The following is a 22,803-nucleotide window of genomic DNA, read 5'->3' as shown; positions in this document are numbered from 1 at the left end:
AAGGAAGGAGTACGTAATGGGATACATAGAAGAAATACGAGAGCTGGTTGGGCATCGGCCCATGATATTTGTCGGATCTGTCGTAGTGGCAGTGGATCGGCAAGGCCGGATTTTATTGCAGCAGCGAAAATTTCCTGAAGGAGCCTGGGGCTTGCCAGGAGGGCTGATGGAACTTGGTGAATCAACAGAAGATGTCGCAAGACGGGAATTATGGGAGGAGACAGGCTTGTCAGTAGGTGAATTAACGCTGATCAACGTCTATTCAGGTCCTGATCAATTTATTGTGGCTGCCAACGGAGATGAATTCTACGTAGTGACGGCAGCATATTATTCCACTGCCATTAAAGGCGAACTGGTTGTCGATCCGAAGGAATCTATGGCGTTCGAATATTTTTATCCACATGAACTGCCAGATGATATTGTAGGGAGTCACCGCACGGTATTGGAGGAGTTCTTGCAGAAACATCGGGATGTGCTGGTGAAATTAAGGAGTTGATAAGGATGTCGGTATCATTGGTCAAGTTTCATGAAAGGGATTTGGGATTGCCTAAGTACCGAAAGCAACTGTTGGACAAAGCTTTGGATGACTTGATAAATGACACGGGAGTCATGGCTGTTTTTGAGGGAGGCTCCTTAGCAAGGGGTAATTATGATCTTTATTCAGATATTGACCTTCATGTCATTGTTAACCCTGGAATGCAACAACAATTCATTGAATCAAAAAGAGCACGTTCTGCGAAGTGGGGGGCTGTTTTATTCTACGAGGAATCTTCCCCTGTATCTCCTGTTATTGTGACCCATTATGAAGGATTCGTGAAAGTAGACTCATGGTACCAAGTAATAGAAGATATTACGCCATCCATTTGGTTACAAGACTTGCAGGTATATTATGACCCGTACAGTCTTCTAACTCCGATCTTCGAAGAGGCAGAGAAGCTGAAATATACTCCGGACTTAAGGGATATAGAATGGTGGAGGGGAAAGGTTTTCGCATTTCTTCATGAAGCCTATCGTTCTACCATGAGAGGAGAAATGTACAGTGCGCTCTCCAATATAGATCGACTTCGATGGCTGATAGCCTATGGTTGGTATATGGAAATTGAGATTCATTTAAAGAGTTCGTATGGTGTTTGGTCAAAAATAGAAGGCACCAGAAGCCAGTTGAAAGATTGGCAACAAGTGAAACTAGCTGAATGGGATTGCCGAAGGGATCAGAAAGATATTTTAGAAACAATAGCCAATCTAAGTTCAGAGTTTTATCAATTAAACGTTGATATAAGCAAGAAGTTTGGTATCCATTCAGATGAAGAGAGATGCCGTAGAATTATCGAAATGATCATCTAGGAGGGATTCAAAATGAATTCAGCAGCGAAAGAGTATTGGGATCAATACTGGGGATCCGAGGAAAAGCCTGATAAAGTAAGCGCCTGGATGTTTGGTGATACGCCGGATGCACTAGCGCAAAAAGTGATCATTGGACAAAAGACCGCTACGTGCTCAGCCTACGTTTTGTATGAAACTGAGAATGAGCCGCTGCCGGAGGTAAATGAGTATAGCATCATTCTAAATAGTTTAGAAGAACCTGTCGCCATCATTAAGACTATAGAAGTGACCCTCACGCCCTTCAATGAAGTCAATGAGGAATTCGCTTTAGCGGAAGGGGAAGGAACGTACGAGGAATGGAGACTCATCCATGAACGTTTTTTTAAAGAAGCACTGAGCACTGCTGGTTTGCCCTACTCAAGCGAAATGCTTCTAGTTTGTGAAAGGTTTGAATTGGTTGATGTCAAAGGAGGAAACTAACATGACAGAAAAGCTGCTGCGTGTCGGGACAATTTATATTCCTGTTAAGAATGTGAAAGAATCTGCTCATTGGTATGTCGGAAATTTGGGTGCGAAATTGAATTATGAAGATGAGGACAAAGCGATTTTGGATTTGGCGAATCAAAGTTTCTTTCTTGTGAAATCACCAGATAACGAATCGGCCAATTTCATGGATACGAAGGGCGCAAAGCGATTTTCCCTCACTTTTGAAGTAGATGGAGAGTCTGCGTTACGAGAATTGCAGAAGGATTTGCAAAACCGGGGTGTGACAGTCGGTGACATTGAAGACAGAGGGCATGCCGGGAATAATTTTGTGTTTTCGGATCCCGATGGAAATCTGTTTGATGTGTGGAGTGAATTGAGTCCTTCGTTTAAAACGAATAGGGCATAACGATGGGGTATGTCCAACAGATAAGGCAACTCGTTGGCACGCGGCCGATCATACTGGCCGGTGCGAATGTGATTGTAATTGATCAATTCGGTCGGATGCTTTTGCAGCTGCGGTCAGATAATTATTGTTGGGGCTTGCCAGGCGGGACGATGGAACCTGGCGAAACATTGGAGGAAGTAGCTAAACGCGAACTATTTGAAGAAACAAATCTTACAGCTATCGAGCTAATCCCATTTAATTTTTATTCGGGCAAAGAATTCTATTACCGCTACCCTCACGGTGACGAAGTCTATAACGCTGTCGCCACCTACATTTGCAAGCAGTATGATGGTTTGCTGCAAGGAAATCCGGATGAAGTGTTAGATGTTCAATTTTTTTATCTGAATGAACTTCCCGGAAATTGCAGCCCGCCTGATCTTCCAATTATTCAAGATTATTTCCGTTTGATTCGAGAAGGGAAAGGGGTACTTTAATGAAAATCTTTCGAACTGCTGAAATCAAGGGGAAAGAAGTCTCCCAATACAATTCAAAAATGCTCATGCGAAAAATAATAATGACCGATGCTCCTACTCATATTGCCATTATAGAGCTTGGTGTAGACGGAATTGTCGGCTACCATGAAGCGGCCGTTCCTCAATTGCTGATCGTTTTGGAAGGGGAAGGCCGGGTACGTACAGGCAATGAAACCGGGATAAACGTGAAAGCAGGAGACATCGTTTTTTGGGACAAAGGAGAAGAACACGAAACGGAGTCTGCTGAGGGAATGACAGCTTTGGTGGTGGAATCGCAAGGGTTGGAACCATTCATCCAGAACAATTTAGTTTCACAAGATCGATTAAACTAGCCGACAGAAAAGGTGATAGGCCATGATTGGTGAAACAGGTTCAAAAGTATGCTTGAGAGAGTTGACATTGGATGACTGGAGAGATGTTCATTCGTATGCATCCTTACCAGAAGCTTCCCGCTATCAACCATGGGGGCCAAATACAGTAACGAATTCGTTTGAGTTTGTTCAAACAATAATAGAAGATGCTATGAGAATTCCGCGTACCCGATTCGTTTTTGCGGTCATCCATTTGCAGCAGCAGAAACTGGTAGGTGCCGGGGAAATAAATATCCGCAGCCTCTCGAATCAGGAAGGGGAAATCTCCTACATTATTCACCCGGATAATTGGGGACAGGGACTTGCTTCCGAGACTGCCGGCCTATTGCTTCAATTTGGTTTTCATTCCTTGCGCTTGCACCGTATCTTCGGCACATGCGATCCTCGCAACATCGCTTCCGCCCGAGTGCTTGAGAAAGTCGGAATGATACAGGAGGGGAAGTTGCGCCAGAACCTCCGAATTGGAGACGACTGGAGAGACTCCTTGTTGTTTGGCATGCTGACACACGAATGGAATAACAGCTTATGATCATCAGAATCAAATTGCAAAATTAAGTAATGACGAGCCGATCATCCTTTTTAGGGTGATCGGCTCGTGTTGTATTATTTATTTTTCACAGCCAAGAAATTCGATCATCTAAATTTCTTTTTCTTTTTCGCTTGATGCAGTTCTGCCATTTCGCTTGCAATTTCTTCTTTCATATCGTTGGAATTGATTTTTTGATTTTTAGGTGTTTGTGGCAATGAAGCACTATTTTTGCCTGTTTTATTATTGTGATTGTCTCTTCCCACTTTGCCATCATCCTTTCGGTTTTGTCCTCACTAATATGGCATGGAAAGAAATTTTTATACGGTGAATAAAAAGTAGATTATTTGGTTTATTCCGATTTTCATAGGGTATAAGAATAGGTAAGTAATCTCAAGGAGGTCGAAGTATACATGTCAATTAGCAAGGAACTTCAAGCCTTACAAGATTTTCACTGTGATCATCGATGCGTATTAACCGTCTATTTGAACACGAACCCTGCAGACCCGGAGCAACAGAACGGTGCTTGGAAAATACAATTGAAAAATGGTTTAAAACGACTGGATGAATATTTGAAAGCATCCAAAGATGAACGTGAAATAAAAGCATTTGCAAATGTTAAAGCTAAAGTAGCCGCGGAAATTGATTCACATAAAAACGACTTGCTTAAAGGAGTCGTTATTTTTGCGTCAGAGAACCCTGAACTTTGGTCAGTCCATTATGTTCAAATCCCTGTGAAAACAAACTTCTATTGGGAAAACCACCCGGTAACGGAGCAATTTGAATATATGATGAAAGCGTATCCGGAAGCAGGCGTCGTCTTGCCAAGCTTTGGAGAGGTGCGTATTTTGGATACTGCCATGGGCTTTGTCCATGATGAAAAGACCTATTCCTTCGACTCTGGCCTTGATGTGTGGAGAGAGCAGAAAGGGTTGAACTCAGCCAATCAGCGTGGAACGGGCGGAAGCCATGTCGATGATTTGGATCAGCGACTTCGAGAAAATCTGGATCGATTTTATAAAGACATGGGAACAATAGTAGAAAATATGAGGAAGGAAAAAGGGTGGAGAGAGCTCTATGTTGTCGGTGAAGCAGATCTGGCAAAATCATTTGCTGGTTCGCTTCGTCAGAAACCGAACAATTGTATTTATAAAAACCTGATCAATGTGGAACCGAGTAAGGTGCTGCATCAGGTTTTTGAACGATAAACTGAATAGAAGTAAGCATTATCCGAAAAAGACTGCCTTTAAGAGCAGTCTTTTTTCTTTGTAAAGCTGCTGTGCTATTCACCTCAGATATAGGAAAGTGCATAGGATACGGGCAAAGGAGGAATTGGCATGGGACTTTTTTTGAATGGCCGCCAACATCCAGAGATGTTTATGAATAAAGAATCCATACATGAACCAAATCAAGATTGCTACACCTATGATCCACTCACAGAATGGAAGACCGGCCAGCGGATGATTGACGAGGAGATGCGTGGCAACATACAGCAGCTAGCAGTGGAATTATCAAAAGAGCGACTGAAACAAAAAGATCGGTGGTTATCGGTTTCTTATCGTTTAGAGGAACTCAGGGAACAGCAATACGAAGAGGCGGCATTTGAAGAGAACGTCATAGAAAGATTGGTAAAATTAGAAGAGCAAAATCAGCTGTTGCACGAGTCTTTCTTTTCTAAACAAGCAGAACAGCAAGAACTGATCCGGCAAATTGAAACCATACATCATTCGAACCAGGAACTGACGATCAGTTTACAACACACACAAAAGCTGCATGATGTGTTATTAGTGAGAATGGAAGAACAGCGAAAGGATCAGCAAAGGGTAGCTGAAGTTCTTGAGAAACAAACAGCAGCCCAGATAGAAATGACCAGCCGGCTTGATCGGCAGGAGGGAATGCTGGATAAATTGGCACGGCAAATGGACCATCTCCGCTCCATCATCTATGAACGAAGCCACGATTTGGCCGAGAAGATAGAGAAGGGGTATAAAATAACTACACTCTACGCGGCTAAGCTAAAAAGAAGCCCAATAAAACATTCAGATGAAAGCACGAGATAAAGGAATGAAACAAGGGGCCGCTCAATATAGTCAAATGAGGAGGGAAATGATTGAGCGAAGGTGAACAAAAGAGAGAGGACCCGAAATTGGAACAGACACCCGTACTAGCAGAAAAAACGGAGAAAACAACAATAGGATTAACACCTAATGTAGGTGGAATGCTCAGCTACATCTTCATTATCGGTATTGTATTCCTTTTTATTGAAAAAGAAAGCCGCTTCATCCGCTATCATGCTTTCCAATCCTTGTTTTTAGCGGTGGCAGTTTTCTTGATCAATATTGTGTTAGGTTTCCTGCCTATTATTGGTCTGATCTTTAGTTTCCTCATATCGTTACTTGCGTTTGCCATTATGATTTTCATGATGTATCAAGCGTACAATGGCAACTACTACAAGCTGCCTATTATCGGGGAAATGGCAGAAAAGCAAGTGAATCAGGCAAAATAAAAGCGATGACAGTCCAGTCATCGCTTTTTCTGCAATGGAATTAGTAATCACCAATACTGCCCAGGATAAAAATCAGTATCCAAAAACAGATTTTCATCAAGAGAGCAACAGATCCTAAAATAATTCCGGCTATTGACATACCCCGGCCATACGATTTTTTTAGTCCCACAGATCCGAATATGATTGCTAAAATACCTAAAAAGTATGGAATGATGATAACTAAATTAAGTACGACTCCGATTATACCGAGAACGAGGGCTGCGACAGCCAGGCCGTTTCCTTCCGGACGATGTTGGATGGTTTGCGGTTGTTGCACACGATTCACCTCCAGGTCACTAAATCTTACCTTTCTATATTACCATATTTGTACTAGGAAATATCCCCTTTCCATAGTCTATGTTATAACTATACGAATGAGTAGGGTTACTAGTTTCACTGATCTATTTTCGTTATAATGGTAGAGGAAGAATTGTACTACTTTTTTAATAATTCAGGGGTGATGAGATGATTCAATTTGCGAAGCCGACAGTTGAACAATTTTTCAGGACGTACACGATTACAAACTTTGCCGTCAGCAAAGATGAAAAACGCCTGATCTTCAACACGAATATGAATGGAAAGATGAATTTATGGGCGATGGATTTGCCTGAAACATATCCGTATTTATTTGCTCATGCGGATGAGTCCTGCGCCTTTATTGAAATCGATCCGAAAAACCGTTATGTGCTGGCTGGATTTGACCGGGATGGGGACGAGAACTATCAAATCTATGCCGTGCCATTCGAGGGTGGTTTGCCAGAGGATTTGATTACAGGGGATTCAAGTGAAAAGTTCTTTCTAAGTAATGTAAGTGAAGATGGGGAACGTGTCTATTATGTCACTTCAAAAGACAATCCAAATTTTTTAAACACCCATATGCGTAATTTGAAGACAGGCAAGGACATCCTCCTGCACCTCGGTGATAAGGCTCCCACTCAGTTGGCAGCTGTATCAAAGGATGAGGAAAAGTTAGTGTATGTCAGTTCGCTTGCGAATACGTATGTGCTTGGTTTTGTGAAAATCGGGGATGAAACGATCTATTTAACTCCAGATCCAGAACAAGTGCATGTCACTTTCAATCCAGTCTTTATCGATAACGATACGATCTATTTCATTACAGATTATGATAGTGACTTTTCATATGTAGCTTCATTCCATATTCCTTCCCAAACTTTTACGAAGGAATTAGAAATTAGTGGGGAAAGTGTGGGCTCCATCAACTGGGTCAAGGAAAAGAACGTCTTTTATTTGACAACTTCACATGGAGTTGTCGATAAACTATATAAATATGAGGTCGAGTCGAAAACCTTGAAGTCTTGTTCACTTCCGATTGACACAGTGGATCAGTTGGAAGTAGCTAAGTCTGGAGCCGTTTATCTGCTTGGCCGGAGTGCAACGGTACCTTTGAACATCTTCTGTTCTTCCGATGGCGAGGAATGGAAGCAGTTGACGGATAACAGGGTGCTTGGTGTGAATATAGAGCAGATGGTAGAACCAGAAGTCGTGACATATTCGTCATTCGACGGTCTGAAAATTGAAGCTTTATTATTCAAACCAAAAGCCGAACAGGACAATGGATTTACTATCTTTTGGCCGCATGGCGGCCCGCAGGCAGCTGAAAGAAAGATGTTCCGTTCCATGTTCCAATGTTTCCTAAATAGAGGATACTCCATTTTTGCGCCAAACTTCAGAGGCAGTACTGGCTATGGCTCCGAATTCACAAAGATGGTGGAGCGGGACTGGGGAGAGGGCCCTCGCCTAGATTGCATTGCGGGCATCGATTGGCTAATTGAAAATGGCCATACCGATCGAGAGCGGCTATTCCTGGTAGGCGGCAGCTATGGCGGCTACATGGCCTTGCTGTTGCATGGCCGACATGCAGACTACTTCAAAGCGGTCGTCGATATTTTCGGAGTTTCAAATTTGTTCACTTTTGTCGAGTCTGTTCCACCGCATTGGAAGCCGATCATGGACCGCTGGATTGGCGATCCGGTGCGAGATAAGGAGCGTTTTGAAAAGGACTCACCTGTCACCTATTTAGACGGCATGACAAAACCGATGCTTGTCATCCAAGGCGCTAAAGATCCGCGTGTCGTTAAAGAAGAATCCGATCAGATTGTAGCCAAACTGGAAGCGCTCGGCCGGGATGTCGAATATTTGGTCCTCGACGACGAAGGACATGGTTTCTCGAAAAAAGAGAATGAAATTACTGTATACAGCCGCATGTTGGAGTTTTTGGAGAAACATCAAAAATGAATGAAATAACAGCCTAGCGAGAGGTATCGCTAGGCTGTTTTTTGGTGCGTCCAGCAGACTTCTGCATAACCAGTAAACCCATTCGTAAATCTGGTTGGGTGACTGCGTGCCAAATTCGCTTTATTGTCGTTCAGCGGGAGTTATTCGATTTAATGGCGTTTATCCGTAGTTATTGGCGTTCAGCTGGAGTTAATGGCGTTCCACCGGAGTTATTGGCATCCGTTTCCCGATTCCACGCTCCTAATTCGAATTACGTCAAATGGGCAGTGCAAAATCAAGCATTCAACTCGCCAAATCCTCATGCACATTCCCTTCTACCTCAATCCACTCTTATACAGGATAATACCTAACAAAAAAACAGATGGGTGGATTTAACCTATCTGTGTAATCAATTCCAATCCTGCCGTTGCATATCTTCTGCAACCAACTGTAAATCGTCTGCCGTAATGGTAATTACTTCGTAATCACTTTTCTCGGCATAAGAGACCGCCATTTTCTTCATAAACTTGGGCGACCCCTCGTTATCTTCATCGTATACAAGCAATAATCCATCTGAGTTTCGAAGAAGAAACTTATCCTTCTCGATGAATTGCCAAGGAGCTTCGTATGGACGTTTCGTAAGACTGACCGTATAATCCGCATGGATCATCAAGTTCTCATAGGCCTCCTGTTTGGCCTCGTTCCAATTTTTCTCTTGATCCTCAAAAGGAGTGATCACAGCTAGCTGGAGCTCTGGATATTCGAGCTGTAGATCGATTGCAACTTCCGCTGCCCATGTCTCAACGCCGGGCTGTCCGCTGATGATCACCCACTCTAAACCTGTTTCAATGAGAGGAAGCAGCCGGTTTTCCACCGCTTTTTTGATAATTGGTATGCCCGGGTGCTTATCATTAAAGATTCCCAGCTCATGTGCTTTATATCCAGTAATAACAAGCCGCTTCAGCATCCGATCACTTCCTCTCAGCCTCTTTTATCGCGAGGTTGGCCAATTTAGAAATGACCATATCATCCATCGGCGGGTTATGCAAACCGGCTCTGACGTCGCGGTAGTAACGCTGGAGCGGGCAAGACATTTCCAAGCTTTTAGCCCCGACAATGCGCATGGCCTGGTCGACAATCGATATGGCCGAATTCGTCACTGCCACTTTCGCTACACCGAGTTCCTGCTGCATATAAGCTCTTCTGGAATGATCGTCATAGGCTTCCGCGGTGCTATATAATATATGGCGGGCTTTAATTAATTCCAACTCCATTTGCCCGATGGCCGCCTGGACATTTGGCAAAGTGGCGATTGTCCCTTGAATGCTGTTTGGTGAATAATGAGCAGCGAAATGGACTGCGTAATCCCGCGCAGCCTGCGCAATTCCGAGGTAACAAGCCGGGATATGCAAAAGCCAGCCATTCAGTTTTTCTGTACGAGGCGCTGTATTAAACTCAACCAGCTGTTCATCCCCTACATATACTTGCTCGAGTACCAGATCATGACTTTCAGTTGACCGCATACCGACCATATCCCATGTTGGGTCAAACGATATGCCAGCTGCAGAGCGTTTGATCAAAAAGGTTCCTACCCCGTTTTTTTCTTCAACCCAAGCTGTGACGAGAAGATGAGTCAATACAGGTGACATAGAGGTAAAGGTTTTCCGGCCGGTAATTTCCCAGCCGCCGTCTACTGAAATAGCGATCGTTTGAGGCCGGCCACCTCTCGTGGGACTGCCCGTTTGCGCTTCACTGACAGCCCGGTTTACTAACGCTCCGTTTTGTACATCAATTGAAAATTGATCTAATAGATTTTGCTTCCAAGCCCGATGTTCATATAAATCCCCGACAACTCCCTGATGCCATCCGATCGATAACGCGGTCGCACCGTCGTATGAAGCCAAAGTCTCTTGCAACATGATCATATCGGAAACAGTCATTCCACTTCCGCCATATTCCTTAGGTAATCCAAGCTTGGTGTAGCCCATATCGACAAGCGTTTGAATTGTCTTCCGAGGGAACCTGGAAAGACGATCGTTTTCAACTGCCTCGCCCTGGATGGATGCCTTCAACTCAGCAAGTTTGGCGACCCACTCTCGTTGCAAATCCGATTTCATAAAAAGTTCTTTCTTCATAACTGAATACACATCCAATCAAAAACATCATTTGATGATCTCTGAATAAGCAGGGAGGTTGGAGTAATAGCCTTTCCAAACGATGTCACGATAGAAGGAAGGGTCAGTATCTCCTTCTGTACTGACGCATAGAAAGCGTGAGTTCTCATCGATGGATAGGGCATTACAAATTTCCGCCCCTTCCTCCGTCGTACGTAAATAGTATAGCAAGCCAATCGGAATTGAACCAGATTCGCCTGAAACAGTCCTTTGATCATCACCAATCGGGTTTCCGAGCACTCTCATTCCTAAGGCAGAGAGGGAGTCGGCACAGGAAAAAGTAGCAACTGCCAATTTTTTGAGCAATTGATATGCATAAGGATTGGGAACACCACAGGACAAGCCAGCCATAATCGTAGCCAAATCTCCTTTCACTTGTTCCATATGTCCATCGTGGGTAGTGAAGGATCGGAAGAAGCAATCTGCGGCTCCTGGTTCAACTAAAATGATTTGTGGAGGAGTCTCAGGATACGCATTCGTGAAATAAGCGGCCATGGAAGCTGCGAAGGAGCCGACCCCAGCCTGTAAAATTACATGAGTCGGCGGTTCCATCTGTTCCCTATGTAGCTGCTCGGTCATTTCTGAAGCAATGACACTATACCCTTGCATAATCCATAATGGTATCTCGTCGTATCCCTTCCAACTTGTATCCTGGACCAATATCCAATTATTCTCTTTTGCCAAATTGGAACACATTCGAACGGTATCATCGTAATTCATGTCAGTAATCTGAACTTCTGCTCCTTCTTGCTCAATACTTTGCATTCTCGATAGAGAAGAACCTTTCGGCAAGAAAATCAAAGATTTTTGTCCAAGTTTGCTAGCAGCCCACGCCACTCCTCGTCCGTGGTTGCCGTCAGTCGCAGTAATAAAAGTCATCTGTTCAAGATTCTTTTGTACTTCCAACAATTGATCGAAGGTTAGCGAATGTAGATTGAGTCCAGCTCGTTCAGCAATCACACGCCCGATTGCATAAAGTCCTCCCATACCTTTGAAAGCATTTAACCCGAAGCGGAAAGACTCGTCTTTCACCGCGATATTACTAATGTTCAGATGGGTAGCGAGATTTTTTAACGAATATAATGGAGTCTCCTGATAGGTTGGATGAGTACGTAAAAAACTTTTAACCTGATTAATCGTTTGAAGCTGAAAAGGTAATAGATTCGTATTGATAGAGCTTTTTGAATGAAATCTATTTAATGTCCATCTTAAATGTTTCGTCATGCCATGGCCTCCTCTGCTTGTAGTCTTATCTTACTGTAATAGGTTTAAAAATTGAAACATTTCCAACGGGATGCTGGATAAAGAAGTTTCCTCAGTTATAAGTTTATTCTGCAAAGTATGTTTGGAGTCTCTTAATATAGTTACCCTGGAATACAAAATTGCATGCTTGCTATCTGGGAATGTAATAATTTCTTTTATCAACGTTAGAGTCGAATGAATAGAAGGGAGCAAATGATGTAGGAGAGTTGGGGGATGGGGATGCAAAAAAATAGCCTCAAGATGTATTTTCAAAAAAGTCTGCTGTTGCGGTAAAAACACTAATAGCAAAGGGACTAGAAAGGCATCCAAGGATGCCTTTCAAATAAGTTTGCGGAAGGGGTGATTAAACAAACGCAGAAATAACATTATGAAAATAAACATTGAAATGACAAATAAGATCCGGATGGAAAACCATTCAGCCCATAACCCCGAGATGAATAAACCGAGAGGCAGTGTTAATTTCATAAGCATTGAAGATGTTCCGGCGACACGGCCGAGCAGGTGATTCGGCGTAAATTCCTGACGTATTGTAAAATACACAATATTTGATAGGGTGGTAGAAAAGGTCCGAATTGCTAGTGAGATTCCAATCATCCACCAAGTTTGCGAGAAAATCAAAAGTGCCATGGCAGTTATATCAAACAGTATTGAGTAAGTGTAAAGTGTTCCTCTTCCAAAACGTTTGCGCAGTTTTCCAACGACACTGGCCCCGACAATTCCGCCTATAGCTGATATCGTGAACATGAAGCCAATCTGTTTGGAATCCGCCCCTAGCACATCTGTAGCAAAGAAGACTAGCACCCCAATTACAAGACTCGATGCGAAATTGCTGAAAAGGACTGTCATCGTAGGAATCAATAAAGTTTTGTTGCGAAACAGCTCGTCAATCCCTTCTTTCATATCTTTCCAGAGTGAATTCTTCTCATTGGTTTTAACTTCCTTTGGAGGCACTTGAAGCAGCTGCATAAATAGAAACAGCAGAAACAGGCAGCCAAAATAGATGGACAAAGTTGATTCATAAGAAAAGGCCGCAATTAGCATACCCGCGATACCCGGACCAATCATACGAATTAGCGTGTCAACAAGAGACAGCTTTGCGTTAGCGGAAGTCAATTGCTCTTTAGAAATCAATTGGGGAAGGACGGAATGATTTGCATTGCCAAACGTGTAGCCGGCAGATGAAAGAACAAAACCAATTATGTATAAATGCCATATTTCAAGCTGTCTCGCCAGAAGCAACCCAAGTATGGCGGCCATACAAAATACCTGAATAAAACTTGTCCAAACCATCATTCGCTTGCGATTCAACCGATCAACGAAAACACCGGCGAGCATTCCTAGGAAGATATTCGGGAAAAATTCAATGGCTCGCATTATGCTCATGGATAATGCTGATTTGCTTAAGTCATAGATAAGCAACGGAATCGCAATACTATACATTTGCATCCCGAAACTGGATAAAGTGGTTCCCCCCCATAGGAATAGAAAATTTCTGTTTTTCCATAATGCGTCTTCTGCACGAATCTGTTTCACCTGTACCTCTCCTTTCATTTGATCTAGAAGAAGTATAGAATAGAAAAAGGTGAACAAAAAGTGCTGCTTTATTAAATAATATTTCACCTTTAATTGGAGTGTTGACATGAGATATATCGAGCATTTGCTTACATTGTCTGACCACTTTGAACACGGGGCAAAAGTAGAAACTTCAATTGCCTTGTTGGCAAGTATGTTAAATTGTTCAGAAAGACACGTGAAAAATATTATGGCTGCCCTACATGAGGAACAAGTCGTTCACTGGGCGACGGAGAGGGGGAGGGGGAAGAAACCGAAATTGACACTCCTTCTGTCAAAAGAGGAGGTTTTAATTGCTGAAGCAAGACGGCTTGCAGAAACAGACCGATATAGAGATGCTTTTGCAATTGTCGAAACGATCAGCCAATCTGCCAAGGATACATTTTATGAGTGGTTTGCAAATTCACTTGGCGTATCGGAAGGAAGAGAAGAGGATGAAGAACTGGATACATTACGATATCCTTTTTACGATACCCAGCTGATCATGGATCCTATGCTGATTAAATCCAGGCATGACGCCCATATGGTACAGCAGATTTTTGATAGGTTGGTAGAGTATAATGAGGAATCTGAAATGCTGATACCTCGAATCGCCCATCATTGGGAATCTGCCGACGGAAAGAAATGGACATTCTATTTACATAAAGGCATTCATTTTCATCATGGCAGAAAACTGACTAGTGAAGATGTACAATTAACCATTGTTCGTTTGCAGAAAGAAATCGGCCTTTTTAAAGAAATTAATAACATAACCATCTGCAATGAGACGGTCATTCAATTTGAGCTCAATCGGGTGGATTACTTATTCCCACGAAGTTTGGCAACGATGAAAGCTTCCATTATCCCAATAGAGAAGGGGAAAGAAGGAAGCTTCCGATCCTTCCCGATTGGCAGTGGTCCATACCAAGTACTATGCAATAATGAAAATATGATTCAGCTCGGTGTGAATGCTTCCTATTTTTCAACAAGACCTTGGCTGGATCGAATCGAAATTATTAAGGCACCCGCTGAATATGAGAAAAGACAAAACCATCCCTTTTTATTGAACCAACCCAATTCTTCGTGGAGAGAGGTGAGGCAAATCGAAGAGGGAGCCTCGTTCATTAGTTGCAATTGCATGAAAGATGGGCCGTTAAGAAGCAAAGAAATACGGAAGCAAATCCTTGAAAGTTTAATGCCGGAAGATATGAAGAATGAAGGACATAATAATGAGTTCAGGGCGACCAGCTTTTTGACACCGCGTTCTCTAGAAAAACATAATTCTCCAAGAGATAGAGTGCCCGAAATCCATTTTGAGAATTTAAAATTGAAAATTGGCGTACAGCGAATTCGTCAGGATGCCAATCATGTAAAAGCGGCAAAACAGTTACAAGCGCAACTACAAGCTATTGGAATCAAGTCTCAGCTGGAATTGGTAGATTTTACTGCTGTATGCAGTGATTATTACAATTCGACATATGATCTGTTTATCGGCGGAATCGCTTTAGGCAATGATGAAATGATATCGTTATTACAAGTAATTCAATCACCTGCCTTTCCAATTTATCCATGGGTTACGGAAAAGGTCCGTAGAAAAATTGATGAAGTAATTTGTTTGATGAGGAGTTCGCAAGAAAGTCAGGTTCAATGGAAGTACTATTGCGAAATAGAGGACTTGTTGAAATCTGAATATGCAATTCTATTTTTAAATCATCGTTTTCACGCAGTGTACGAACCTGACAAAAGTGAGTATGTTAACATCAAATTGAATTGCAATGGCCGGGTGGATTATCGGAAAGTATGGAAAAAGCAGTAGTGAGAAGAAATTAGCGATGAATGACGTGGATCTCAACGTGGAATGGAGGAAAATCATTTTCCTGCGAGACGCTATCGATTATCTGTTGAATGTCTTGAACAACTTTTTCATCATAGATATCGATGTCGTACATGGATAATGTGATGACTTGCCTTTTGTCCGAAATGAATTGGTAGCCTGCACTTTCATGTAATTCGTAGCCTTTTTCTTGAAGGGATTGAAACACGATGTTCGAAAAATCTGCTTCAATTATTTTATCCATCATTAAGGCTTCGTTATATTCTGCCGGAATGTCTACTTCGGACTCCGGAGAACCATTTGTATCTCTCTGATTCCATAGGGCATAGCTAATCAAAACAATGAGTAACAGTGTTAAACAAACAAGAATCACTTTCCGAATGTTTGTCTCTCCTTATCTTTTAGTAGTTGTAGAGACTATGATGGAGTGGAAATTAACATGCCTCCAATAAAAAAGGCGAGGAAGGGCAGATCCTCGCCTGTTGAGAAATTTCCAGTCCTACTGGTGTTCGTGGAGAATATTACAGGCGCTTAGCATATTACCATCCGGGTCTTTAAAGCCGAAACCACCAAGTCCATTTTCTGCGTTGACGTTCAGGCTTCCGACTTCGACTTTGCGTTCCATCAGCCACTGACGAAACTCCGCAAGATTTTCAGTGTAGAAATCAATAATAGTATGCTCAACACCCGTAAAGGAGTTCACAAAAGAAAGACGTTGCATGTTTTCTGTTTGCACAAGGAACAAGGTCGGCACGCCTTTGGCTTCAAATGAAAGCATGGCCTGCGTCTCTCCTCGAAAGATGACGGTGACCCCAAGAATTTCCGTATAAAAATCAATCGATTGTGCGAGGTTGGAGACTGGGATTTCTACTGTTGCGATATGGGATATGAAATTAGACACTATGTAATTCCTCCTTTTCCTCTGATATATTCTCCGCGGTCCGTTAAAAACCTTTTTATTAGCTGCAAAAAGTATAGATTGCCTGTGTTATTTGAACGTCATGCCTGGTGATATGTAATTCGCATGCCAGACTGTTTGCTTTCGTTGCCGAATACATTCATATGTAGTTGGTTGGAAGTATCCAGTGTAAGAGCCTCAACATCGTAATTTCTCCACAAGAATAAAAACTCTTAATGGAAATAAAAAAAGAGGGTGAGCTACCCCCATTCATTTAATTAATCTGGCATGAGCCAAACAATCTGCGCAATCCTCACATAAAAATCCTTAGAGCGTCCCGTCAATACAACATGATCTGGTTTTACCGCTTTAATCGTACCTTCGATGGATCCTTGGGTCGTTTCAATAACGATGAATTTACCTACAATTGATTGTAATGTCTCATAGACGAAAGGATCGTAATTATAAACCGCCTGTAATTCCATTATCTTCACTCCTTCATTGTCGTCATGAAATCATATGCGAAGCACAACTGACGGGTGACAAGCGCATAGCAAAAGGAGCCATTCATTGAATAGCAATGAACGGCTCCTTTTCTTTTGTTACGTGACATATTTGTTGCATTCAAATTTGTCAGCTTAAACACCTATTTGTTGGAAAACTGATCTAAACAATCTTTCTCACTATGTTTCGTTTCTTTCGTTATTAGTTCCCCGAACTGGTCTTCTTTCCCGCAAAACTGGACTACTTTTTTTCGAAACTTTGTCACGCCATAATAATATTCCAATCCCGGTTCGTCGTTAAAAATTACTGCATAATGGCCATGAAGAACCTTTCTGTTAATCGTATGCTTTGGTTCCAAATATCGTTGCTCCGAAATATCGCTATCTGTGTATCCTTGTTTTTCTAAATAAGTGGGGACGTGTTTCGTAACAACGGCTTTATCATATGGATTCCCGTTATTGAGGAAATAAATAATGATTTTAGGTAAAGAGATGAATCCAATAACTAAAAGGAATATCAGCACTAGTTTCATCAGCACTTTATTTCTATTCCAAGAAAAGATAGTAATCAACTCCCCTTAATTTATTGTAGTAGAATTATGTAAGAAGAAGTGGAAAAAGAGAAAGGTATATTCAAGCTATGATGATATTTTTTCATTCCACATTTATCTAACAAAAAAGGCACCACTCAATGAAGAGTAGTGCCTCGTATTAAGAACGGTTTAAAAGCCGCCTTTGCCGTATCGAATCATAGAAAGTTTTAAACCACCACTCCTCAAAGTGGGTGTTCGCAAAAACGTTCCTGTTTGTCCCAATCAATAATGGATTGGGCTTGCCATTCCGGTTTTCATATAAAACTCCCGTTTACAGCTTAAAGGTTAAAACTTAATGTGTATACGAACAATGCAGCTTATGTTTATATAATACACCTCACCAAATTTCTTTGCAATGGTAATATCATCCTTATATTCGAAAAGGACTTTTGTATGGCTAGGTATCCTTGTTTGTTCTCTTCCTAAAAAGGGAACATTAGAAAGGGATTTATGGTATGTATGCAAAATGAGGTGATGAATCTTGATGGATCGTATTTTCGCGGTGCTTGCTTTTGTCGGTGTTCCGCTTGTGCTGCTAGGCGCTTTTATGCATTGGAATGATATTGTTATGTTTTTATTATGCTGCGTCAGCATTGTAGCACTTGCCGGCTATATTGGGAGAGCGACGGAAAGCTTGGCGATTGTCAGCGGCCCTCGGGTGGGTGGTCTACTAAACGCTACATTCGGCAATGCTGTTGAATTAATTATTTCGTTTTTCACTTTGCAGGCTGGATTGATCGGGATTGTACTGGCCTCGTTGACTGGTTCGGTTCTGGGCAATTTGCTTCTCGTGTTAGGGCTCTCCTTCTTTACGGGCGGCATTAAATATAAACGCCAAAACTTTAGCATTCATGATGCCCGTTATAATTCGGGACTGCTCATTTTTGCAGTTATTGTAGCATTTGTCATACCGGAGATATTCTCCATGAGCATGGATGAGAAGGCGACGATCACTCTTAGTATCGGTATATCAATTATTTTAATCGCTTTATATTTAGCAGGTTTGTTTTTCAAGTTAGTGACTCACCGAGGGGTCTTTTCCTCAACTGATAAGGTGGAGGTGGAAACGGAAGAACCGGAATGGTCCAAATGGAAAGCGGTTGTCATTCTATTCATTTCTACCATTGCCGTTGCATTCGTTTCCGAACGGCTTGTCGGCACATTTGAGACGCTGGGAGAAAAGTTTGGCTGGAGTGAATTATTTATCGGTGTCATTATTGTTGCCATTGTAGGGAATGCAGCAGAACACTTTTCCGCAATAACGATGGCTATGAAAAATCGAATGGATGTCTCAGTGGAAATTGCAGTCGGCTCCACTTTGCAAGTCGCCATGTTTGTCGCTCCAGTTCTAGTGATCGTTTCGTTATTTATGCAAACGTCAATGCCGCTTGTGTTTACGATCCCTGAATTGATTGCCATGATTACAGCAACGCTTCTCGTCATCAACTTGACGAATGACGGGGAGTCGAACTGGTTTGAGGGATTGACCCTGTTTGCAGCGTATATCATTATCGGCATCGGTTTTTATTTGTTATGAAATTCCTGCATGTTTAGTACGGCTTGAAAGTAGGAAGAGTAGGAAGAGACCATAAAAATGAGGAGTGTTACTATGGATGCAAAAGAAACCGCAAAGAAAATTTTAGACAAAAGCTATGTCGGAACAATGGCAACTGTAGAAGCGGGAAAGCCATTCAGCCGTTACATGACGTTCTTCAATGACGGATTTACTCTCTACACGGCCACATCAAAAAAGACTGACAAAGTGGATGAGCTGGAGAGTAATCCGAATACCCATATCCTAATTGGCTACGATGGAGAAGGATTTGGGGATGCCTTTTTAGAGGTTGCTGGAACGGTGACTATTTCAGATGAAGAAGGATTAAAAGAAAAGATTTGGAATGATGCGATGAAACCTTGGTTTGATGGTCCCGATGATCCAAATTTAGTCATTTTGAAGGTGACGCCTACTGCCATGCGTTTAATGAATAAAAAAGGGGAAGAACCACAAGATATCTCCTTGTCATAAAGCAAAAAGCTGTCTTATGCCAATTGGACATGGGACAGCTTTTATCGTGATAAGGGCTTTTATTACTTGCGGTCATTCAATTTCCAAGTCGAATAATTTAAAGTCAATGCGAACATAACCCATCCGATATAGGGAATCATCAAGGTACCGGCCGTCCGATCAACTTGATAAAATTCATAAGCTGTCAAGGCGATGGCACCTAACAGTACTGTCATTTCTACAAGCGCGGTCCCACGCAAGCCCCATCTGAAAAAGAGGAACGACCATAAATAGTTAAGACCAAGTTGAATATCATACATCGGTATGGCTTTATTATCATTACTCGCACCGGATTCTTTTTTCGTTTGCACCCGGTATTTTGCTAGGCCCATTAACCCGTAAAGTGTTGTCCACGCAATTGGAAAGATGGACGGGGGAGGAGAAAAGGAAGGCTTCTCCAGCTTTTTGTATTTTTCCTGGGCATGCCGATTCGCCAGCCATCCAGTAATAGAGCCTCCGATAATCGGAACAAGGACGGTCAGCGCGAGCCGTTTCCCATCCAGTTTGCCATTCACTTTAACTAATTCCATTCAAACACCTCCATATACTACTCTCATTCCCTTGAAGAACGTTTTAAAACAGGAGGCAAGAAGTTTGCTGAATAATAAATATAAAGGAAACTTCAGCAATATGCGTTATAATTGAACAAAATTTAGTACTGTATAGCAAAGAGAGAGTGGTTTGGATTGAAGCAGAGAGAGCAGTGGACTTCGAAAATAGGATTTGTATTGGCGGCGGCCGGCAGTGCGATCGGGCTCGGTGCCATATGGAAGTTTCCATACATGACAGGATCGAATGGCGGTAGTGTGTTTCTGTTGTTATTCATTTTATGTACAGTTGCGATAGGACTTCCGATTTTATTAGCTGAATTCATCATTGGTCGACGTGGACAGCATGATGCGGTTACGTCGTTGAAAATACTCGCCCCTGGACGGAAATGGTATTGGATTGGCTGGATGGGCGTTATCTCATCGTTCATCTTATTGTCTTTCTATAGTGTTGTGGGCGGATGGATTTTATCCTATTTGGTCCGGGCTATATTTTTTAGATTGAACAGCTCTGATTATGGAATGCTGTTTAGTAATATTATTGCTAATCCTGTCGAGGTCTTAGCTGGCCAGGCGGTATTCTTGCTACTGACGGTATGGATCGTGCAAGGCGGGATTAAAGGGGGAATTGAACGGGCCAGTCGATGGATGATGCCTCTGCTGTTCATCTTTTTTATACTGCTCGCAATTCGTTCGCTGACACTCGAAGGTGCGATGGAAGGGATCCGTTTCTTGTTCATACCTGATTGGAGTTACTTAACTGGTAAGACGTTCTTGCTGGCGCTCGGTCAAGCATTCTTTTCTTTGAGTGTAGGGGTTACAGCGATGATGACGTATGCATCCTATTTGCCGAAGGAAGAACGGCTTGGACAGTCTGCATGGAATGTCTCGATATTAAATATTTTTATTTCCGTGTTGGCGGGTATAGTCATCTTTCCTGCAGTATTTGCGCTTGGGCACTCGCCAAGTGAAGGGCCAGGGCTGATTTTTGTCATTTTACCGGCTATTTTTAATGAAATACCGTTTGGCGGAATTTTTATGATTGTATTTTTCATTTTAATGTTATTTGCTACATTGACTTCTTCCATTTCAATGTTGGAGATCGTCGTTTCTACGGGCATCGGGAAGAAACACGATCGTCGAAAGCGGGCTGCTTGGGTGTTTGGTGCGCTAATCTTTGTTGTAGGTATCCCGAGTGCTCTTTCATTCGGTGTGTTGTCCAATTGGAAATTGCCAGGCGGAACGTTCTTTGATTTTGCAGATATGCTGACGAGTCGTTTTGGTTTGCCAATTGGTGCATTCTTGATTTCCATCTTTGCCGGCTATGTCATGTCGAATCAGGATACATCGGATGAATTGAAAACGAGTAGTGCATTCCATTCGGTCTGGAAGGGGATTGTCCGGTATCTAGCACCTCTTGCGATATTGATCATATTCATTGCTTCATTTTTAACTAAATAAAAGTGCAAAACGGTCGAAGGATTCCTGCGACCGTTTTTTTTATCGTAACATTTTGTTGCTTTTTGATAAACGGAAGACAGGTTGCCGAATAGGTCGTAGCAATTCCCCAACTTTGTCCATCCGTATTTTTCGTAATAACCGATATGATCAGTTGTTAAGTAGAGAGTTTCGTATCCTTTCCGGCTTGCTTCCTGCACGGCGTGCGTAAGTAGCTTCGATCCGATCGAATTGCCGCGGAATGAAGGATCCACATAAAGACAGGCAAGCCACGGCGAAAGGTCTTGGCGGCTTACTAAATCATTGCGAAGCAAGGCGTAGGTGCCGATGATTTTCTTGTCCTCCATAGCAATGTAAAAGGACGGAAGATCACCGGCAGAGCTTGCCGAATGGGTCATGCAGTCTTTATAAAACATCATATTAGTCTCGTTTCCCCATTGCTCCCAGAAGGAAGAGACGAATTCCTCAAATCTTTCCATGTTTTCCTGTATAGAAATTATTTTCAAAAGTGACACCTCCAATTTGGTTAGTAAAAATATCCATTTTATTGTAGACAAAGAAGAGTCCTCCATTCTATTATTATAGATGAATACTAGTAGGAGGGTCATCATGAAAAACATCATACGGTTACTAGCAACTTTGCTTTTACTGCTTTGCATCTTGCCCGCTTCTTCAGAAGCTGCGACAAGTGAATTGAAAGTCCATTTTATTAATGTTGGGCAAGGGGAGGCAGTGTTAATTCAGGCACCTAACGGGAAAAATATGCTCGTTGATGGAGGGCCGAAAACAGCAGGAAAGACCGTTGTTTCTTTCTTAAAGAGCAAAGGAGTAAAAAAGCTGGATGTAGTCGTTGCCACGCATCCTGATGCTGATCATATCGGCGGTTTGATCGATGTATTGAATACTTTCCAAATTGGTCAATTTTTTGACAGCGGTAAAGTGCATACGACACAAACTTATTACGATATGCTGCAATTGGTTGATAAGAAAAACATTCCGTTTCAGGTACCTAAGGAATTAGACAAGATTGCACTGGATCCGAATATGATGATACGGGTATTGCATGTCAATGAACTTGCCGAGGATACGAACGATGCATCCATAGTGCTGAAGGCAACATACAATCAAGTCTCATTCCTGCTTATGGCAGATGCAAGCTCGGAAATTGAGAATGGAATTCGTTCTAAATACAATGTACAAGCGACTGTTCTGGAAAATGGCCATCATGGTTCCGAAACAAGCAGCTCAGCAGCGTTTATTAGCAACGTAAAGCCAAGTGTGGCAGTCCTTTCCTATGGCAAGAATAATGCGTACGGCCACCCCAGCTCCGTTGTAGAGAAACGATTGCAAAATGTCGGAGCTAGAATCTATCGAACGGCAGTCGATTGTGATATTACAGTTACCACAAATGGCGTTAAACACACTGTGGCAAATAGCTGCGGTAAATCGGCGTCTTCATCAGCCCCAGCTGCAAGCAAACCGGCAGCAAAAGCTCCAGCAAAACAGCCGGTA

At 42.4% G+C, this 22,803-nt stretch carries 27 protein-coding genes and 1 pseudogene; 16 read left to right on the top strand and 12 right to left on the bottom strand.

The window, feature by feature from the left end:
* The first annotated feature begins 16 nt into the window (after positions 1 to 16).
* Genes NCCP2222_RS09095 through NCCP2222_RS09065 form a run of 7 tightly spaced genes read left to right on the top strand, consistent with a single transcriptional unit; the run spans position 17 to position 3,627 of the window.
* Entirely contained in the window at positions 17 to 496 is a 480-nt protein-coding gene (locus NCCP2222_RS09095; RefSeq protein ID WP_248511645.1) for an NUDIX hydrolase, read from the top strand.
* Positions 497 to 501: 5 nt separating this feature from the next.
* Complete coding sequence (locus NCCP2222_RS09090; RefSeq protein WP_248511642.1) at positions 502 to 1,344, top strand: nucleotidyltransferase domain-containing protein; 843 nt, start codon at positions 502 to 504, stop codon at positions 1,342 to 1,344.
* Between the two features lie 12 nt (positions 1,345 to 1,356).
* A complete protein-coding gene (locus tag NCCP2222_RS09085) occupies positions 1,357 to 1,803 on the top strand; it encodes an ASCH domain-containing protein (RefSeq protein WP_248511641.1) in 447 nt (148 codons plus the stop codon).
* A 1-nt stretch (position 1,804) separates the two neighbouring features.
* The gene (locus tag NCCP2222_RS09080) at positions 1,805 to 2,215 is read left to right on the top strand and encodes a VOC family protein (protein ID WP_248511639.1); all 411 of its coding nucleotides are present in this window, start codon (positions 1,805 to 1,807) and stop codon (positions 2,213 to 2,215) included.
* Between the two features lie 2 nt (positions 2,216 to 2,217).
* Complete coding sequence (locus tag NCCP2222_RS09075; protein ID WP_248511636.1) at positions 2,218 to 2,688, top strand: NUDIX hydrolase; 471 nt, start codon at positions 2,218 to 2,220, stop codon at positions 2,686 to 2,688.
* The gene (locus NCCP2222_RS09070) at positions 2,688 to 3,059 is read left to right on the top strand and encodes a cupin domain-containing protein (RefSeq protein WP_248511635.1); all 372 of its coding nucleotides are present in this window, start codon (positions 2,688 to 2,690) and stop codon (positions 3,057 to 3,059) included. The genes NCCP2222_RS09075 and NCCP2222_RS09070 overlap by 1 nt, the downstream gene beginning before the upstream one ends.
* A gap of 22 nt (positions 3,060 to 3,081) precedes the next feature.
* Positions 3,082 to 3,627, top strand: a complete 546-nt coding sequence (locus tag NCCP2222_RS09065) for a GNAT family N-acetyltransferase (protein WP_248511634.1) — start codon at positions 3,082 to 3,084, stop codon at positions 3,625 to 3,627.
* A gap of 104 nt (positions 3,628 to 3,731) precedes the next feature.
* On the opposite strand, the gene NCCP2222_RS09060 is transcribed toward NCCP2222_RS09065, so the two are convergent.
* Positions 3,732 to 3,890, bottom strand: coding sequence for a YfhD family protein (locus tag NCCP2222_RS09060; RefSeq protein WP_238079941.1), 159 nt, complete (start codon positions 3,888 to 3,890; stop codon positions 3,732 to 3,734).
* A gap of 147 nt (positions 3,891 to 4,037) precedes the next feature.
* Between NCCP2222_RS09060 and NCCP2222_RS09055 the strand changes: the two genes are divergently transcribed.
* The 3 genes from NCCP2222_RS09055 (at position 4,038) to NCCP2222_RS09045 (ending at position 6,130) form a co-directional block, all read left to right on the top strand.
* On the top strand, positions 4,038 to 4,832 hold the full coding sequence (locus NCCP2222_RS09055) for a VLRF1 family aeRF1-type release factor (protein ID WP_248511632.1): 795 nt from the start codon (positions 4,038 to 4,040) through the stop codon (positions 4,830 to 4,832).
* Between the two features lie 129 nt (positions 4,833 to 4,961).
* Entirely contained in the window at positions 4,962 to 5,684 is a 723-nt protein-coding gene (locus tag NCCP2222_RS09050) for a hypothetical protein (RefSeq protein ID WP_248511630.1), read from the top strand.
* Between the two features lie 50 nt (positions 5,685 to 5,734).
* Entirely contained in the window at positions 5,735 to 6,130 is a 396-nt protein-coding gene (locus NCCP2222_RS09045) for a DUF4870 domain-containing protein (protein ID WP_248511628.1), read from the top strand.
* Between the two features lie 40 nt (positions 6,131 to 6,170).
* Here the strand turns inward: NCCP2222_RS09045 and NCCP2222_RS09040 are convergent, their stop codons facing one another.
* On the bottom strand, positions 6,171 to 6,446 hold the full coding sequence (locus NCCP2222_RS09040; RefSeq protein WP_238079935.1) for a DUF4190 domain-containing protein: 276 nt from the start codon (positions 6,444 to 6,446) through the stop codon (positions 6,171 to 6,173).
* A gap of 188 nt (positions 6,447 to 6,634) precedes the next feature.
* On the opposite strand from NCCP2222_RS09040, the gene NCCP2222_RS09035 reads away from it, so the two are divergent.
* A complete protein-coding gene (locus tag NCCP2222_RS09035; RefSeq protein WP_248511627.1) occupies positions 6,635 to 8,425 on the top strand; it encodes a S9 family peptidase in 1,791 nt (596 codons plus the stop codon).
* A gap of 388 nt (positions 8,426 to 8,813) precedes the next feature.
* Here NCCP2222_RS09035 and NCCP2222_RS09030 read toward each other — a convergent pair whose 3' ends face one another.
* The 4 genes from NCCP2222_RS09030 to NCCP2222_RS09015 all read right to left on the bottom strand — a co-directional run bounded on the left by NCCP2222_RS09030 (position 8,814) and on the right by NCCP2222_RS09015 (position 13,374).
* Positions 8,814 to 9,371: an SLOG family protein gene (locus NCCP2222_RS09030; RefSeq protein WP_248511626.1), complete on the bottom strand. Its 558-nt coding sequence runs from the start codon at positions 9,369 to 9,371 to the stop codon at positions 8,814 to 8,816.
* Positions 9,372 to 9,375: 4 nt separating this feature from the next.
* Entirely contained in the window at positions 9,376 to 10,539 is a 1,164-nt protein-coding gene (locus NCCP2222_RS09025; protein WP_248511625.1) for an acyl-CoA dehydrogenase family protein, read from the bottom strand.
* A 27-nt stretch (positions 10,540 to 10,566) separates the two neighbouring features.
* The gene (locus NCCP2222_RS09020) at positions 10,567 to 11,802 is read right to left on the bottom strand and encodes a diaminopropionate ammonia-lyase (RefSeq protein WP_248511624.1); all 1,236 of its coding nucleotides are present in this window, start codon (positions 11,800 to 11,802) and stop codon (positions 10,567 to 10,569) included.
* A 357-nt stretch (positions 11,803 to 12,159) separates the two neighbouring features.
* Complete coding sequence (locus NCCP2222_RS09015) at positions 12,160 to 13,374, bottom strand: MFS transporter (protein ID WP_248511623.1); 1,215 nt, start codon at positions 13,372 to 13,374, stop codon at positions 12,160 to 12,162.
* A 106-nt stretch (positions 13,375 to 13,480) separates the two neighbouring features.
* Between NCCP2222_RS09015 and NCCP2222_RS09010 the strand changes: the two genes are divergently transcribed.
* On the top strand, positions 13,481 to 15,208 hold the full coding sequence (locus tag NCCP2222_RS09010) for an ABC transporter substrate-binding protein (protein WP_248511622.1): 1,728 nt from the start codon (positions 13,481 to 13,483) through the stop codon (positions 15,206 to 15,208).
* Positions 15,209 to 15,218: 10 nt separating this feature from the next.
* Here NCCP2222_RS09010 and NCCP2222_RS09005 read toward each other — a convergent pair whose 3' ends face one another.
* The 4 genes from NCCP2222_RS09005 to NCCP2222_RS08990 form a co-directional block, all read right to left on the bottom strand.
* The gene (locus tag NCCP2222_RS09005) at positions 15,219 to 15,470 is read right to left on the bottom strand and encodes a hypothetical protein (RefSeq protein WP_248511621.1); all 252 of its coding nucleotides are present in this window, start codon (positions 15,468 to 15,470) and stop codon (positions 15,219 to 15,221) included.
* A gap of 255 nt (positions 15,471 to 15,725) precedes the next feature.
* The gene (locus tag NCCP2222_RS09000; protein WP_248511620.1) at positions 15,726 to 16,127 is read right to left on the bottom strand and encodes a VOC family protein; all 402 of its coding nucleotides are present in this window, start codon (positions 16,125 to 16,127) and stop codon (positions 15,726 to 15,728) included.
* Between the two features lie 275 nt (positions 16,128 to 16,402).
* Positions 16,403 to 16,609: a YuzF family protein gene (locus NCCP2222_RS08995; RefSeq protein WP_248511619.1), complete on the bottom strand. Its 207-nt coding sequence runs from the start codon at positions 16,607 to 16,609 to the stop codon at positions 16,403 to 16,405.
* A gap of 161 nt (positions 16,610 to 16,770) precedes the next feature.
* Positions 16,771 to 17,160, bottom strand: coding sequence for a DUF3139 domain-containing protein (locus NCCP2222_RS08990; protein ID WP_248511617.1), 390 nt, complete (start codon positions 17,158 to 17,160; stop codon positions 16,771 to 16,773).
* Positions 17,161 to 17,704: 544 nt separating this feature from the next.
* Between NCCP2222_RS08990 and cax the strand changes: the two genes are divergently transcribed.
* Entirely contained in the window at positions 17,705 to 18,757 is a 1,053-nt protein-coding gene (gene cax, locus NCCP2222_RS08980) for a calcium/proton exchanger (protein ID WP_375709170.1), read from the top strand.
* Between the two features lie 72 nt (positions 18,758 to 18,829).
* Complete coding sequence (locus tag NCCP2222_RS08975; protein WP_248511613.1) at positions 18,830 to 19,246, top strand: pyridoxamine 5'-phosphate oxidase family protein; 417 nt, start codon at positions 18,830 to 18,832, stop codon at positions 19,244 to 19,246.
* A gap of 62 nt (positions 19,247 to 19,308) precedes the next feature.
* Here the strand turns inward: NCCP2222_RS08975 and NCCP2222_RS08970 are convergent, their stop codons facing one another.
* Positions 19,309 to 19,815 (bottom strand): TspO/MBR family protein, encoded by a 507-nt coding sequence (locus NCCP2222_RS08970; protein ID WP_248511612.1) that lies wholly within the window; start codon positions 19,813 to 19,815, stop codon positions 19,309 to 19,311.
* A 156-nt stretch (positions 19,816 to 19,971) separates the two neighbouring features.
* Here NCCP2222_RS08970 and NCCP2222_RS08965 point away from each other — a divergent pair, with 156 nt between their 5' ends.
* Positions 19,972 to 21,294: a sodium-dependent transporter gene (locus NCCP2222_RS08965; protein ID WP_248511610.1), complete on the top strand. Its 1,323-nt coding sequence runs from the start codon at positions 19,972 to 19,974 to the stop codon at positions 21,292 to 21,294.
* 113 nt (positions 21,295 to 21,407) lie between these two features.
* Here NCCP2222_RS08965 and NCCP2222_RS20720 read toward each other — a convergent pair.
* Positions 21,408 to 21,770: pseudogene (locus tag NCCP2222_RS20720) on the bottom strand (GNAT family N-acetyltransferase); the annotation flags it as partial.
* A 130-nt stretch (positions 21,771 to 21,900) separates the two neighbouring features.
* Here NCCP2222_RS20720 and NCCP2222_RS08955 point away from each other — a divergent pair.
* Positions 21,901 to 22,803, top strand: a 903-nt coding sequence (locus tag NCCP2222_RS08955) for a ComEC/Rec2 family competence protein (RefSeq protein ID WP_248511607.1), incomplete at its 3' end; no start/stop codon positions are given.

The organism is Sporosarcina sp. NCCP-2222 (assembly GCF_023168145.1).
In the GTDB taxonomy this organism is placed as follows: domain Bacteria; phylum Bacillota; class Bacilli; order Bacillales_A; family Planococcaceae; genus Sporosarcina.
Note: the sequence above shows the minus strand (reverse complement) of the source record. Positions and strands in the feature narration are given on the sequence as shown.

Coding starts and splice junctions, on each gene's coding strand:
- NCCP2222_RS09095 (WP_248511645.1), top strand. CDS start 17: ATGGGATACATAGAAGAAATACGAGAGCTGGTTGGGCATCGGCCCATG.
- NCCP2222_RS09090 (WP_248511642.1), top strand. CDS start 502: ATGTCGGTATCATTGGTCAAGTTTCATGAAAGGGATTTGGGATTGCCT.
- NCCP2222_RS09085 (WP_248511641.1), top strand. CDS start 1,357: ATGAATTCAGCAGCGAAAGAGTATTGGGATCAATACTGGGGATCCGAG.
- NCCP2222_RS09080 (WP_248511639.1), top strand. CDS start 1,805: ATGACAGAAAAGCTGCTGCGTGTCGGGACAATTTATATTCCTGTTAAG.
- NCCP2222_RS09075 (WP_248511636.1), top strand. CDS start 2,218: ATGGGGTATGTCCAACAGATAAGGCAACTCGTTGGCACGCGGCCGATC.
- NCCP2222_RS09070 (WP_248511635.1), top strand. CDS start 2,688: ATGAAAATCTTTCGAACTGCTGAAATCAAGGGGAAAGAAGTCTCCCAA.
- NCCP2222_RS09065 (WP_248511634.1), top strand. CDS start 3,082: ATGATTGGTGAAACAGGTTCAAAAGTATGCTTGAGAGAGTTGACATTG.
- NCCP2222_RS09055 (WP_248511632.1), top strand. CDS start 4,038: ATGTCAATTAGCAAGGAACTTCAAGCCTTACAAGATTTTCACTGTGAT.
- NCCP2222_RS09050 (WP_248511630.1), top strand. CDS start 4,962: ATGGGACTTTTTTTGAATGGCCGCCAACATCCAGAGATGTTTATGAAT.
- NCCP2222_RS09035 (WP_248511627.1), top strand. CDS start 6,635: ATGATTCAATTTGCGAAGCCGACAGTTGAACAATTTTTCAGGACGTAC.
- NCCP2222_RS09030 (WP_248511626.1), bottom strand. CDS start 9,371: ATGCTGAAGCGGCTTGTTATTACTGGATATAAAGCACATGAGCTGGGA.
- NCCP2222_RS09025 (WP_248511625.1), bottom strand. CDS start 10,539: ATGAAGAAAGAACTTTTTATGAAATCGGATTTGCAACGAGAGTGGGTC.
- NCCP2222_RS09020 (WP_248511624.1), bottom strand. CDS start 11,802: ATGACGAAACATTTAAGATGGACATTAAATAGATTTCATTCAAAAAGC.
- NCCP2222_RS09010 (WP_248511622.1), top strand. CDS start 13,481: ATGAGATATATCGAGCATTTGCTTACATTGTCTGACCACTTTGAACAC.
- NCCP2222_RS09005 (WP_248511621.1), bottom strand. CDS start 15,470: ATGGATAAAATAATTGAAGCAGATTTTTCGAACATCGTGTTTCAATCC.
- NCCP2222_RS08995 (WP_248511619.1), bottom strand. CDS start 16,609: ATGGAATTACAGGCGGTTTATAATTACGATCCTTTCGTCTATGAGACA.
- NCCP2222_RS08990 (WP_248511617.1), bottom strand. CDS start 17,160: ATGAAACTAGTGCTGATATTCCTTTTAGTTATTGGATTCATCTCTTTA.
- cax (WP_375709170.1), top strand. CDS start 17,705: ATGGATCGTATTTTCGCGGTGCTTGCTTTTGTCGGTGTTCCGCTTGTG.
- NCCP2222_RS08975 (WP_248511613.1), top strand. CDS start 18,830: ATGGATGCAAAAGAAACCGCAAAGAAAATTTTAGACAAAAGCTATGTC.
- NCCP2222_RS08970 (WP_248511612.1), bottom strand. CDS start 19,815: ATGGAATTAGTTAAAGTGAATGGCAAACTGGATGGGAAACGGCTCGCG.